The organism is Streptomyces katrae (assembly GCF_000717655.1).
Classification (GTDB): Bacteria; Actinomycetota; Actinomycetes; order Streptomycetales; family Streptomycetaceae; genus Streptomyces; species Streptomyces katrae_B.
Window position 1 is genome coordinate 180,273 of sequence record NZ_JNZY01000009.1, and the last position, 13,283, is coordinate 193,555.

Genomic DNA, 13,283 nt, shown 5'->3' on the forward strand with positions numbered 1-13,283 from the left:
TCACTTGGAGACGTTGACGGCCGGTGCGTCCTCGCCCAGGAGCTTGCCGTCCGAGGTCTCGAACTGGCGCTTGAAGCCGGCGATGGCGTCCGCGACCGACGTCAGGGTGTCGTCCGACATCTTGCCGCCCTCCGCGATGGAGGTGAGGAGGTCCTTGCGCTCGCGGCGCAGGTGCTCCAGCAGCTCCGACTCGAAGCGACGGATGTCGTTGACCGGGACGTCGTCCATCTTGCCGGTGGTACCGGCCCAGACGGAGACGACCTGCTCCTCGACCGGCATCGGCTGGTACTGGCCCTGCTTCAGCAGCTCGACCATGCGCTTGCCGCGCTCCAGCGAGGCCTTCGACGCGGCGTCCAGGTCGGAACCGAAGGCGGCGAACGCCTCCAGCTCGCGGTACTGGGCGAGGTCCACGCGCAGACGGCCGGAAACCTGCTTCATGGCCTTGTGCTGCGCGGAGCCACCGACGCGGGAGACCGAGATACCGACGTTCAGTGCCGGGCGCTGGCCCGCGTTGAACAGGTCGGACTCCAGGAAGCACTGGCCGTCGGTGATCGAGATGACGTTGGTCGGGATGAACGCCGACACGTCGTTCGCCTTGGTCTCGACGATCGGCAGACCGGTCATCGAACCGGCGCCCATCTCGTCGGACAGCTTGGCGCAGCGCTCGAGCAGACGCGAGTGCAGGTAGAAGACGTCACCCGGGTAGGCCTCACGGCCCGGCGGGCGGCGCAGCAGCAGCGACACGGCGCGGTAGGCGTCGGCCTGCTTCGACAGGTCGTCGAAGATGATCAGGACGTGCTTGCCGGCGTACATCCAGTGCTGGCCGATGGCGGAACCGGTGTACGGCGCCAGGTACTTGAAGCCGGCCGGGTCGGACGCCGGGGCGGCGACGATCGTCGTGTACTCGAGCGCGCCGGCCTCTTCCAGGGCGCCGCGAACGGACGCGATGGTCGAGCCCTTCTGGCCGATGGCGACGTAGATGCAGCGGACCTGCTTGTTCACGTCGCCGGAGCGCCAGTTGTCGCGCTGGTTGATGATCGTGTCGACGGCCAGAGCGGTCTTGCCGGTCTGACGGTCACCAATGATCAGCTGACGCTGGCCACGGCCGATCGGCACCATCGCGTCGACGGCCTTGTAGCCGGTCTGCATGGGCTCGTGCACCGACTTACGGACCATGACGCCCGGGGCCTGCAGCTCGAGGGCGCGGCGTCCTTCGGTCGCGATCTCGCCGAGGCCGTCGATCGGGTTGCCGAGCGGGTCGACGACGCGGCCGAGGTAGCCCTCGCCGACACCTACGGAGAGAACCTCACCGGTGCGCTGCACCGGCTGGCCCTCCTCGATACCGCTGAACTCGCCGAGGACGATCGCACCGATCTCGCGCTCCTCGAGGTTGAGGGCGAGACCGAGGGTGCCGTCCTCGAACTTCAGCAGCTCGTTCGCCATGGCGGAGGGCAGGCCCTCCACCTTCGCGATGCCGTCGCCGGCAACGCTGACCGTTCCGACCTCCTCGCGCGAGGCCGCGTCCGGCTGGTACGACTGGACAAAGTTCTCCAGTGCGTCCCGGATCTCCTCCGGCCGGATCGTGAGCTCCGCCATCTGGGTTCCCTGCTCTCCTTGTTGGGCCTGAAGCTTCTTAGGGGTCTGGGGGCGACCCCCAGGAATCTTCTGCAAGTTCTGCACGGCCCAACCGGGCCGCTGGAAATGCGTTGTTCTATTGGTGGCCGGTCAGCCGGCCATGCGGCGGGACGCCTCGGCGAGGCGGTCCGCGATGCTGCCGTCGATGACCTCGTCGCCGACCCGCACGGTGATCCCGCCGAGGACCGCGGGGTCCACGTCGAGGTTCAGGTGCATCTGGCGGCCGTACAGCTTGGCCAGCACCGCGCCGAGACGCTGCTTCTGCACGTCGCTGAGCGGAACCGCGGTGGTCACGGTGGCGACCATGCGGTCACGGCGCTCGGCGGCGAGCTTGGAGAGGGACTCGAGTCCCGCTTCCAGGCTACGTCCACGCGGGTGCGTGACGAGACGCGTGACGAGACGCTCGGTGACGGCGTTCGCCTTGCCGCCGAGCAGGCTGCCGAGCAGCGTGCTCTTGGCGGCGGCGGTGGCCGCCCGGTCGGTCAGCGCGGCGCGCAGCTCGGTGCTCGAGGCGACGATCCGGCCGAAGCGGAACAGCTCGTCCTCGACGTTGTCGAGCGCGCCTGCCTGCTGGGCCGCCGTGAGGTCGGCGGTGGCCGCCAGTTCCTCGAGCGCGTCCACCAGGTCGCGGGACTGCGACCAGCGGGACCGGGCCATGCCCGACACCAGGTCGAGGGTTTCCCCGCCCACCTGGCCGGACAGCAGACGGCCGACCAGCTCGGCCTTGGCCTCGCCGGACTGCGCCGGGTCCGTGATGACCCGACGCAGCGAGACCTCACGGTCGAGCAGCGCGGTAACGGCGGCCAGCTCACCGGCGAGCTTCGCCGCGTCGACGGACGTGTTGTCCGTCAGCGCGTCGAGACGCTCGCGCGCGGAGGCCAGCGCCTCGCGGCTCGCTCCGTTCATCGGGCCGCCTCGGCCTTCTCCTCGAGCTCGCTGAGGAAGCGGTCGATCGTGCGGCTCTGGCGGGCGGCGTCCTCGAGGGACTCGCCGACGAGCTTTCCGGCCAGGTCGGTGGCGAGCTTGCCCACGTCCTGGCGCAGCGCCTGAGAGGCGGCCTTGCGGTCGGCCGCGATCTGGGCGTGGCCGGCAGCGATGATCTCCTCACGCTGCCGCTGGCCCTCTGCGCGCAGTTCTTCCTTGAGCGCAGTGCCCTGCTCCAGCGCTTCCTGGCGCAGGCGCGCGGCCTCGTGCCGGGCTTCGGCGAGCTGGGCCTTGTACTGCTCCAGCACGCTCTGGGCCTCGGTCTGAGCGGCCTCAGCCTTCTCGATACCGCCCTCGATCTGCTCGCGACGCTCGTCCAGAACCTTGTTGATGTTCGGGAGGAGCTTCTTCGCGAGGAAACCGAAGACGATGACGAAGGCGATCAGACCGATGACGAGCTCGGGGATCGGCGGGACGAGCGGGTTTTCCGTCTCGGCCGCGAGAACCAGGAGGTTCACATCAGTGCCTTTCGTCTAATCGGACTAGTGGTCGCGGTTCGTCAGCTGTAGACGAACGGCATGACCAGACCGATGAGGGCGAGCGCCTCACAGAAGGCGAAGCCGAGGATCTGGTTGGCGCGGATCAGACCGGCAGCCTCGGGCTGACGGGCGAGAGCCTGCGTGCCGTTACCGAAGATGATGCCGACGCCGACACCCGGGCCGATGGCCGCGAGACCGTAACCAACGGAGCTGAGGGAGCCGGTGACGCCTTCGGCGGCAGCGAGGATCTGGGACATGCCAGTTCTTCCTTCTCTTTCACGGACCGGTGGGGGTTGGCCACCGGACGACAGGGGGTTTGGGGGAGGGCCGGACTCAGTGGTGCTCGGCGAGTGCGCCCTGGATGAAGCTGCAGGCCAGCAGTACGAAGACGTAGGCCTGGACAGCCTGGATGAAGAGCTCGAAGGCCGTCATCACGATGACCATGATGAAAGAGACGCCCGCGTAGGCGATCCCGATCCCGTTCAGCAGGTACCAGCTGGCGATGGTGAACAGCAGCAGCAGGGTGTGACCGGCGAACATGTTCGCGAACAGTCGGACCGCGTGGGTGAACGGGCGCACCAGGACGTTCGAGAAGAACTCGATGACCATGACCAGGGGCAGGACGCCGCCGAGCGACTTGTCGTAGCCCGTCAGGTTCTTGAGTCCGCCGACGAAGCCGTGACGCTTGAACGTCACCGACATCCAGATGAAGTAGACGATCGCCGCGAGCGCCGCCGGGTACGCGATGATCGCGGTCACCGGGAACTGGGCCACGGGAACGATCGACCAGACGTTCAGGACCCAGACGAAGAAGAACAGCGACACCATGAAGGGGACGTACTTCTCGCCCTCCTTCTTGCCCAGCGTCTCGTACACGATGCCGCGGCGCACGAAGTCGTAGCCGGCCTCGGCGACCATCTGGAGCTTGCCCGGTACGACCTTCGGCTTCCGGAACGCGGCCCAGAAGAAGGCGACGATGATCACCGAGCCCAGGAGGGCCAGCAGCATCGGCTTGTTGAAGTACGCACCGGTGGTGCCGGCTTCGCCCCAAAGCGGCTCGAAGAGGAACGAGTGCAGGCCCGGGCCGGGGAAGCCACATCCGTCGAAGATGTGACAGTCGGTCTCGAAAGCGAGCACCTGCGTCAGGTCAGCACTCACCGCGGGCTCCTTCAGCGTGGCGCATAGGTACGGCAACCTCGTTGTGTCGGCGCGGCGCACAGCCGCTGTTCGGCACTGGACTGGTGTTACGGGTGTGGGGGCGGCGATCAGGCATCGAGCCTCGCGATGGAACAGGCGTCAGCTCAGATGCCCGCGCCCGCAATGCCGCAGTTGGAACCGGACGATAGCAGCATCTCGAACGCTCGCTTATCCCGGCCCTACCCCTCACGACTTCGGCCCCGAATTTTCGGGCTTGTCGCCCTTCGTCGAGTCCGGTTCGACGTACAGGATCTTGGCCTTCATGTGAGCACGCGTCTGTGCGCCGATCCACACGAGGGTGGTGGCGACGAGCGTGATCGCGAATGCACGGGGGTTGAACAGCGTCGTGTTCTTGAACACGGCGAGAAAGACGAAGAGCAACAGGATCTGGGCCGTGTAGAGCATCAGCCCCATGGCCTGGAACAAGTGCGGCAGCGATTTCGCGGTGCGTTGAAGAACGACGAATCCGATGCCCATGAACAGCATCACCAGCAGAGTGGCGATGACAGCGCCAAGAGCCCCCTTGCCGCCGGCCACCACGGCGCTGATGACGGCGGCAAGAGCGCCGGCGACAGCTGTGGGGACAGCACATTGCAGGAGGGATCGGACGTCATCTGACCGCATGGCGGGTTGCTCCGCGTGGTGGTGGGGGCACGGACTCGTACGGGACGAGCGTAAGCCCGGTCCGAGATGGATCCTCGGGCCGATGGGCCGTCGCACTACGGTCCTTCGGCTCTGTCGCCGGGTTTAGTGAACGGTATCACAAACTATTTGATGAGAGCTTTACCTGCGGAGTGTGCTGACTGTCACACATGAGAGCTAACCCGCCCGTGTGTGCACGACAAGCTGTCGTTGTGTGTGGTAAAGGCCGCCCATGTCGGACATGCGCTGTGGCCGTCAGCGCGTCGACTCCGCCTTACGCCGGTCGGGGAAGCGCGAACGGGGGCCTACCGCGGTCGCTCCGTTGACGCCCGAGACGCCGACCCTGACCGGCCTGGCGGGCTCCGGCTCGCGGCCCGAGGCATCCTGCGCGGCCGCCTCGGCGGCGCGCTCCGCGTGCCGGTAGCGCGGCGGGACCAGGCCCTCGGCCCACCGCGGGGCACGCGGGGTGAAGCGCGGCAGGAGCAGCAGGACCAGGCCCACCGCGCTCAGCGCGACGATGGCGAGCACGATCCACATCGAGGCGGAATGCACCGAATAGGCCACCGCGCCGAAGGCGATCAGTCCTGACCAGAAATACATGATCAGCACCGCGCGACTGTGCGAATGCCCGAGTTCCAGCAGCCGGTGGTGCAGGTGCCCGCGGTCGGCCGCGAACGGCGACTGCCCCTTCCACGTACGCCGCACGATGGCCAGGATCAGGTCCGCCATCGGGATCGCGATGATGGTCAGCGGGAGCAGAAGCGGAATGAAGACCGGGATCATCGCGTGCACCGCGTTGCGCTCACCGCCGGCGAACAGGGCCATGGTGTCCGGGTCCACCTGCCCGGTGATCGAAATCGCGGCGGCGGCCAGCACCAGGCCGATGAGCATCGATCCGGAATCGCCCATGAAGATCCGGGCCGGGTGCATGTTGTGCGGTAGGAAGCCGAGGCACATGCCCATCAGGATCGCCGCGAACAGGGTCGCGGGCGCGGCCGCCTCGATGCCGTAGCCGAACCAGATCCGGTACGAGTAGAGGAAGAACGCGGCGGCGGCGATGCAGACCATGCCGGCGGCCAGGCCGTCGAGCCCGTCCACGAAGTTCACCGCGTTGATGGTGATCACGACGAGGGCCACCGTGAGCAGGTTGCCCTGCCACTGGGTCAGCGCGACCGTCCCGATGCCCGGGACGGGGATCCACAGGATGGTCAGACCCTGCATGACCATCACACCGGCGGCGATCATCTGCGCGCCGAGCTTGATCAGGGCGTCGATCTCGAACTTGTCGTCGAGCACGCCGATCAGCCAGATCAGGGCGGCTCCGGAGAGCAGCGCCCGCGGTTCGTTCGACAGCTCGAAGACGCCGTTGAGGTTGCGCAGGTGGTCGGCGACCAGCAGCCCCGCGCACAGTCCGCCGAACATGGCGATGCCGCCGAGCCGCGGAGTGGGCTCGCGGTGCACGTCGCGGGCGCGGATCTCCGGCATCGCACCGGCCGCGATCGCGAACTTCCGCACGGGCCCGGTGAGCAGGTAGGTCACCGCGACCGTGACGCAAAGCGTCAGCAGATATTCACGCACGGGCTGCCCCAGATGTATCGCCGGCCATCTCAGCCCCACACATTAGCTGCGATGTACCCCTCACCGAGGACGCGAGGGGGCGGTATCCCGGTTGCGGTACGCCCCGCTTGTCCGCCTTACGCCCCGTACGGGGGAAATCCACGCGTCAGCTCGGTCACTTCCGCACGGGTGTTCGCCCCTTCCGCGCGCAGTGCGGCGGTGAACAGGACGGCGATCCGGGCCATCTCGGGCTCCCGCATCCCCTGGGTGGTGACGGCGGCCGTGCCGAGCCGGATCCCGCGCTGGTCCCCGTACGGCAGGGCGCAGGTGTCCAGCACGATCCCGGCGGCGGCGAGCCGGCCGCGGGCGGTCGGGCCGTCGACGCCGAGCGGCGCCGGGTCGGCGGTGATCAGATGGGTGTCGGTGCCGCCCGTCGTCACCGCGAAGCCGTTGGCCGCGAGCGCTTCGGCCAGCACCCGGGCATTGGCCACCACCCGATGGGCGTACGTGGTGAACGCGGGCGCAGCGGCCTCGCCGAAGGCCACTGCCTTGGCGGCGATGGTGTGCATCTGGGCGCCGCCCTGGGTGAAGGGGAACACCGCCCGGTCGATCCGCTCGGCGAACTCGGCGCCGCACAGGACCATCCCGCCGCGCGGGCCGCGCAGCACCTTGTGGGTCGTCGCGCAGACGATGTCGGCGTACGGGACGGGGCTGGGCGCGGCCCCGCCGGCGACGAGCCCGATCGGATGGGCGGCGTCCGCGATGAGGTAGGCCCCGACCTCGTCGGCGATCTCCCGGAACACCGAGTACTCCGGGTGCCGCGAGTAGGAGATCGACCCGCAGACGATCGCCTTGGGCCGGTGCGTGCGCGCCAGCTCCTGCACCTGGCGGTAGTCGATGAGGCCGCTCTCGGCGTCGACGCCGTACCCGACGAAGTCGAACCAGCGTCCGGAGAAGTTGGCCGGCGAACCGTGGGTGAGGTGGCCGCCGTACGGGAGCCCCATCGCCAGCACGGTGTCCCCGGGCCGCAGCAGCGCGGCGTACGCGGCCAGCACGGCGGCGGAACCGGAATGCGGCTGCACGTTGGCGTGCTCGACGCGGAACAGGGCGCGGGCCCGTTCGACGGCCAGTCCTTCGGCGAGGTCGGCGTACTCGCAGCCGCCGTGGTACCGGTGGCCCGGATACCCCTCGGCGTACTTGTTGGCGAGCGCCGAGCCGAGCGCTGCGAGCACGGCGGGCGAAGTGAAGTTCTCGGCGGCGCTCAGCTGCAGGGTGGCGGCCTGGCGCTGCGCCTCTCCTGCGAGCACGTCGGCCATCTGCGGATCCTGCTGCCGCAGCAGGTCCGTGGGCGGGGTGATGACGCTCATGGCGACTCCCAGTGGCCGGTCCCGGATAGGCCCACTCTAGGCCCGGGGCCCTGATCCCGCCCTGCGGACCTTCGGGCGCCGCCGGCGAGATCCGGCCACGCCGGCGTTTGAGGAGCGGGTCCGGGCAGAGCCGGAATGCGGAGAAGGGGCGGGGCGGCCGGGAGGCGCCGCGCAGCGGCAGCGCTCAGCGGCGGGCCGTGACGCCCGTCAGGGCTGTGACCACCGGGTCCAGGGCCTGGTTGATCTCGTCGCCGATCGAGCGGAAGAAGGTGATCGGCGCCCCGTACGGGTCGTACACCTCATCCGCGTCGGGCGACGGCGCCAGCAGCCAGCCGCGCAGCGCGGCAGCGGCCCGTACCAGCGCACGGGCCCGCTCCGCGACGCCGTCGTCGAGCGGCGGCAGCGTGGCCGGATCTATGGCCCGCACCAGCCGCGTGAACTCCTTCAGCGTGAACGTGCGCAGCCCCGCCGAGTGCCCCATCGAGATGACCTGCGCACGGTGGTCGCGCGTGGCGGTCAACACGAGGTCGGCGCGTATGACGTGCTCGTCGAGCAGCTCCCGCCCGGTGAACCCGGAGGCGTCCGCGCCGAAGTCCGCGAGCACGGCCGCCGCGTTCGCCTCCATCGGGGCGCCCTCGTGGCCCCACGTCCCCGCGCTCTCCACGATCAGGTCGCTCGCCGGGATGCCCCCCAGCCGGTGTGCCAGCGCATGCCGGGTCAGCCGCTCGGTGATGGGCGAGCGGCACACGTTGCCGGTGCTGACGTGGAGGATGCGGAAGGTGTCCCCTCCGGCTGCCGCCGGGTGGGAGTCCCCCCAGCCGTGGCTGCCGCCGGGGGTGTGCCCGCTTGCTATGCCACGCCCCTGAGGGCTCACGGGGCCACCTCGAGGTCGGGTACGACCTCCCGCAGCTGCTCGGCGGTCAGCGCCCCCTCGCGCAGCAGGACGGGAACCTTCCCGGTGACGTCGACGATCGACGAGGGCTGGATCCCCGGCGTCGGACCGCCGTCCAGGTACACGGACACGGAGTCGCCCAGCATCTCGCGCGCCGCGTCGCAGTCCTCCGGCGCCGGGTGCCCGGTGAGGTTCGCCGAGGACACGGCCATCGGGCCGACCTCGGTGAGCAGCTCGATGGCGACGGGGTGCAGCGGCATGCGGACGGCCACGGTGCCGCGGGTCTCCCCCAGGTCCCAGGCGAGCGACGGCTGGTGCTTGGCGACCAGCGTCAGCGCGCCCGGCCAGAAGGCGTCGACGAGCTCCCAGGCCTGCTCGGAGAAGTCCGTGACGAGGCCGTGCAGGGTGTTCGGGGAGCCGATGAGCACGGGGGTCGGCATGTTGCGGCCGCGCCCCTTGGCGGCGAGCAGGTCGCCGACGGCCTCCGCGCTGAAGGCGTCCGCGCCGATCCCGTACAGGGTGTCGGTGGGCAGCACGACAAGCTCGCCGCGGCGCACGGCGGATGCGGCTTCACGCAGACCCGTCTTGCGGTCCGTCGCGTCGTTGCAGTCGTATCGCCGGGCCATCAGCGGGACTCCTCGTGCAGCAGGGGGGTGGAGGGGTGGGTCGCGCCCGTCACGGCAGGGCCTTGCGGGCGGTGGCGAAGCGGGGGCGGTTGTTCAGGTCGGGGTGGTCGGCGGCGTCGGCCCAGCCGCGCTCCTCCGCGAAGATCCACGGGACCTGGCCGCCCTGGGTGTCGGCGTGCTCGATGACGACGATGCCGCCGGGCCGCAGCAGCCGGTGCGCGGTGCGCTCGATGCCGCGGATGGTGTCGAGGCCGTCCTCTCCGGAGAAGAGGGCCATCTCCGGATCGTGGTCGCGGGCCTCGGGGGCCACGTACTCCCACTCGGTGAGCGGGATGTACGGCGGGTTGGAGATCACCAGGTCGACCTGCCCGTCCAGCTCGGGCAGCGCGCTCAGCGCGTCGCCCTGGTGGACGGTGACCCGGGAGCCCTCGGCGTTCTTGCGGGTCCACCGCAGGGCGTCCTCGGACAGCTCGACCGCGTGCACGCGCGAGCGCGGCACCTCCTGCGCCATGGCCAGTGCGATGGCGCCGGACCCGGTGCACAGGTCCACGATCATCGGCTCGACGACGTCCATCGCCCGGACGGCGTGTATGGCCCAGTCCACGACCGACTCGGTCTCGGGCCGGGGCACGAAGACCCCGGGCCCGACCTGGAGCTCCAGGTACCGGAAGAAGGCGCGGCCGGTGATGTGCTGGAGCGGCTCGCGCGCCTCGCGGCGGGCGACGGCCTCCCAGTAGCGGGCGTCGAAGTCCGCGTCCTTGACGTGGTGCAGTTCCCCCCGCTTGACGCCGTGCACGAAGGCCGCGAGCTCCTCCGCGTCGAAGCGCGGTGAGGGCACGCCGGCGGCGGCCAGCCGCTGGGTGGCCTGGGCCACCTCGGCAAGCAGCAAGTTCACGCTGGTCCTCCGGGCTGCTGTCGTACGGGGGTGGAGCGGGTGCCGGTGTCGGCGAGGTCGAGCAGGTCGGGCGGGGGTCAGTGCGCGGACGCCAGCTTGGCGGCCGAGTCCGCGTCGACGCAGGCCTGGATCATCGAATCGAGGTCGCCGTCGAGCACCTGGTCCAAGTTGTACGCCTTGAACCCGGTCCGGTGGTCCGAGATCCGGTTTTCCGGGAAGTTGTACGTCCGGATCTTCTCGGAGCGGTCCACCGAGCGCACCTGGCTGCGGCGCACGTCGGAGGCCTCCTGCTCGGCGGCCTCCTGGGCCGCGGCCAGCAGGCGCGACCGGAGGATGCGCATCGCCTGCTCCTTGTTCTGGAGCTGGCTCTTCTCGTTCTGGCAGGAGGCGACCACACCGGTGGGGATGTGCGTGATGCGGACGGCCGAGTCGGTGGTGTTGACGGACTGGCCGCCGGGTCCCGACGAGCGGTACACGTCGATGCGGAGGTCGTTCGGGTTGATCTCGACCTCGACCTCCTCGGCCTCCGGGGTGACGAGCACGCCGGCGGCGGAGGTGTGGATGCGGCCCTGCGACTCGGTGGCCGGAACACGCTGGACGCGGTGCACGCCGCCCTCGTACTTCATACGGGCCCAGACGCCCTGGCCGGGCTCGGTGGCACCGTTGCCGCCCTTGGTGCGGACGGAGACCTGGACGTCCTTGTAACCGCCGAGCTCGGACTCGGTGGAGTCGATGATCTCGGTCTTCCAGCCCACGCGCTCGGCGTAGCGCAGGTACATGCGCAGCAGGTCGCCGGCGAACAGGGCGGACTCGTCGCCGCCCGCGCCCGCCTTGATCTCCAGGAGCACGTCCTTGTCGTCGCTGGGGTCGCGCGGGACGAGCAGCAGGCGGAGCTTCTCGGTGAGCTCCTCGCGCTGCGCGCTCAGTACCTTCGCCTCGGCCGCGAAATCCGGGTCGTCGGCCGCGAACTCCTTCGCCGTCTCGATGTCCTCGGCGGACTGCTTCCAGGCACGGAAGGTCGCGACGATCGGGGTCAGCTCCGCATAGCGCTTGTTGAGCTTGCGCGCGTTGGCCTGATCCGAGTGGACCGAAGGGTCGGCGAGCTTCTTCTCAAGGTCGGCGTGCTCGCCGACCAGTTCCTCGACCGCCTCGAACATCGGGGGCTCCTGGGGTGAAAAGTACGAAAAAGGGCTGCGGGACGACAAAGGCGCCGGTCCGGCTGCCCCCGTGTGGACAGGGTGCAGCCGGGGTCCGGCGCCGGGGGCTCGCTACTTCGAGCCGGCAGCCTTGCCGAAGCGGGCCTCGAAGCGGGCGACACGGCCACCGGTGTCGAGGATCTTCTGCTTGCCCGTGTAGAACGGGTGGCACTCGGAGCAGACCTCGGCACGGATGGTGCCCTCGGTCAGGGTGCTACGGGTGGTGAACGACGCGCCACAGGTGCAGCTGACCTGGGTCTCGACGTACTCGGGGTGAACATCGCGCTTCAAGGTGTCTCCTAGATTCGGGAGGGCGCCGGGTCGCAGGAGCCGAATTGCGCACTGCGTGAACCGGGGCCGACAGACCAGTCTGCCAGGACCGGGCTGCCTGTCAAAATTCTGAGGACGCCTCCCTCAACGGGGCGGGGGCGGCATCTATTCCGGGGTCTTGCAGAACGTCCCTGAGCAGGCTTTTTACGGCTGCTGGACGATCGCGCCGGCCGTTCCCTTGTCACCCATCGAGTTCGCAGTGGCCTCGGCGGGGACCGGCTGGTCGGCCAGGAGGGCGCTCCAGACCAGCTGGCACTCCTTGGCCAGCGGGGCGACCCGGTCGGCGTCGCGGGCGTCCGGACCCACCGGCAGCGTGATCATCTTCATGTCCTGGGCGTCGATGCCCTGGAGGCTCTGGGCGAAGCCCATGAGGGACTTCACGTCGCCGAGCGACTTGTCGGTGGTGAGCGCCTTGGTGCCGGTGTCGGCGAGGTCGAGCAGGCGCTTCGGGTTGTCGAAGATGCCGATGCCCCTGACCTGCTTGATCAGGGCCTTCATGAACGCCTGCTGGAGTTGTATTCGGCCCAGGTCGCTGCCGTCGCCGACGCTCTTGCGGGTCCGTACGAGGCCCAGGGCCTGCTCGCCGTTCAGCTTGTTGGGGCCGGCGGGGAGGTCGAGGTGGCTCGAGCCGTCCTTGATGGGCTTGGTGGTGGTGAGCTGGACGCCGCCGAGGTTGTCGATGATCTTCTTGAAGCCGGTGAAGTCGACCTCGATGTAGTGGTCCATGCGGATCCCCGACATCTTCTCGACGGTCTTGACCGCGCAGGCGGCCCCGCCGATGGTGAACGACTCGTTGAACTGCGAGCGCGAGCTGCCGCGGTCGGTCTTGCCGTTGCCCAGCGTGCACGGCGGCCGGTTGACCATGGTGTCGCGCGGGATCGAGACGACGGTGGCCTGCTTGTGGCCCTCGTTCAGGTGGACGATCATCGCCGTGTCGGAGCGGGCCGAGCCGCCGTCGTCCTGGCCGTACTCGGAATTCGCGCCGCCGCGGGAGTCGGAGCCGAGGACGAGGATGTCCATCGAGCCGTTGTCCACGTTCTGCGGGCGGTCGGTGCCGAGTGCCTGGTCGATGTCGACCGTCTTCAGGTTCCCGTTCAGGTGGAAGTAGAACCAGCCGAGACCCGCCCCGCCCAGGAGGACCACGCCGGCGGCGCTCCACGCGGCGATGACGAGGGCCTTGCGCCGCTTCGAGGGTTTCCGTCGGCGTCGGCCCGCGGCGCGCCGGCCGCTGCCCCTGCTGTCCTCGCTCATGCTCTCCTCAGTCCTGAATGCGTTTCCGGCCGCATGTCCGGCCCAGTGGCTTCCCCGCACCGCCCCCTGACACAGACGGCCGAACGCCGTCCAGGGTTCCACGGCGGGCGTAGGCCCCGAGCCAGGTGCGCTGTGGTGGCCGGGGCGGGAGGAGCGCGCCGCCGCGCCGCTCCCACCTGCGGTTTCCCGGGGGGACGCACGGCGCGGCTGCGAGGTTCACGAAAACCGCGAG

General features: G+C 69.5%; 14 protein-coding genes. All 14 read right to left on the reverse strand.

Annotated elements, in window-relative coordinates:
- Positions 1-1,596, reverse strand: a complete 1,596-nt coding sequence (atpA, locus tag IF09_RS0113535) for a F0F1 ATP synthase subunit alpha (protein ID WP_030295270.1) — start codon at positions 1,594-1,596, stop codon at positions 1-3.
- Positions 1,597-1,725: 129 nt separating this feature from the next.
- Positions 1,726-2,541: a F0F1 ATP synthase subunit delta gene (locus IF09_RS0113540; RefSeq protein ID WP_030295272.1), complete on the reverse strand. Its 816-nt coding sequence runs from the start codon at positions 2,539-2,541 to the stop codon at positions 1,726-1,728.
- Positions 2,538-3,077 carry a F0F1 ATP synthase subunit B gene (locus tag IF09_RS0113545; protein ID WP_030295274.1) on the reverse strand — a complete coding sequence of 180 codons (540 nt, stop codon included), beginning with the start codon at positions 3,075-3,077 and terminating at the stop codon, positions 2,538-2,540. The genes IF09_RS0113540 and IF09_RS0113545 overlap by 4 nt, the downstream gene beginning before the upstream one ends.
- Before the next feature lie 41 nt (positions 3,078-3,118).
- A complete protein-coding gene (locus IF09_RS0113550; protein ID WP_030295275.1) occupies positions 3,119-3,355 on the reverse strand; it encodes an ATP synthase subunit C in 237 nt (78 codons plus the stop codon).
- A 76-nt stretch (positions 3,356-3,431) separates the two neighbouring features.
- Positions 3,432-4,256 (reverse strand): F0F1 ATP synthase subunit A, encoded by an 825-nt coding sequence (atpB, locus tag IF09_RS0113555; RefSeq protein WP_030295276.1) that lies wholly within the window; start codon positions 4,254-4,256, stop codon positions 3,432-3,434.
- Between the two features lie 225 nt (positions 4,257-4,481).
- Positions 4,482-4,919, reverse strand: a complete 438-nt coding sequence (locus IF09_RS0113560) for a hypothetical protein (protein ID WP_030295278.1) — start codon at positions 4,917-4,919, stop codon at positions 4,482-4,484.
- 273 nt (positions 4,920-5,192) lie between these two features.
- On the reverse strand, positions 5,193-6,527 hold the full coding sequence (locus tag IF09_RS0113565; RefSeq protein WP_199827952.1) for an MraY family glycosyltransferase: 1,335 nt from the start codon (positions 6,525-6,527) through the stop codon (positions 5,193-5,195).
- A gap of 104 nt (positions 6,528-6,631) precedes the next feature.
- Complete coding sequence (glyA, locus tag IF09_RS0113570; protein WP_030295281.1) at positions 6,632-7,861, reverse strand: serine hydroxymethyltransferase; 1,230 nt, start codon at positions 7,859-7,861, stop codon at positions 6,632-6,634.
- 184 nt (positions 7,862-8,045) lie between these two features.
- Positions 8,046-8,735, reverse strand: coding sequence for a low molecular weight phosphatase family protein (locus IF09_RS0113575; protein ID WP_030295282.1), 690 nt, complete (start codon positions 8,733-8,735; stop codon positions 8,046-8,048).
- The gene (locus IF09_RS0113580) at positions 8,732-9,379 is read right to left on the reverse strand and encodes an L-threonylcarbamoyladenylate synthase (RefSeq protein ID WP_030153769.1); all 648 of its coding nucleotides are present in this window, start codon (positions 9,377-9,379) and stop codon (positions 8,732-8,734) included. Before IF09_RS0113580 ends, IF09_RS0113575 begins: the two co-directional genes overlap by 4 nt.
- A gap of 49 nt (positions 9,380-9,428) precedes the next feature.
- Positions 9,429-10,274: a peptide chain release factor N(5)-glutamine methyltransferase gene (gene prmC / locus IF09_RS0113585; protein ID WP_030295285.1), complete on the reverse strand. Its 846-nt coding sequence runs from the start codon at positions 10,272-10,274 to the stop codon at positions 9,429-9,431.
- Between the two features lie 77 nt (positions 10,275-10,351).
- Complete coding sequence (gene prfA, locus IF09_RS0113590; protein ID WP_030295287.1) at positions 10,352-11,431, reverse strand: peptide chain release factor 1; 1,080 nt, start codon at positions 11,429-11,431, stop codon at positions 10,352-10,354.
- A 111-nt stretch (positions 11,432-11,542) separates the two neighbouring features.
- The gene (rpmE, locus tag IF09_RS0113595; protein WP_030153765.1) at positions 11,543-11,761 is read right to left on the reverse strand and encodes a 50S ribosomal protein L31; all 219 of its coding nucleotides are present in this window, start codon (positions 11,759-11,761) and stop codon (positions 11,543-11,545) included.
- A gap of 183 nt (positions 11,762-11,944) precedes the next feature.
- Entirely contained in the window at positions 11,945-13,051 is a 1,107-nt protein-coding gene (locus IF09_RS0113600) for an LCP family protein (protein WP_030295289.1), read from the reverse strand.
- Between the last annotated feature and the right edge of the window lie 232 nt (positions 13,052-13,283).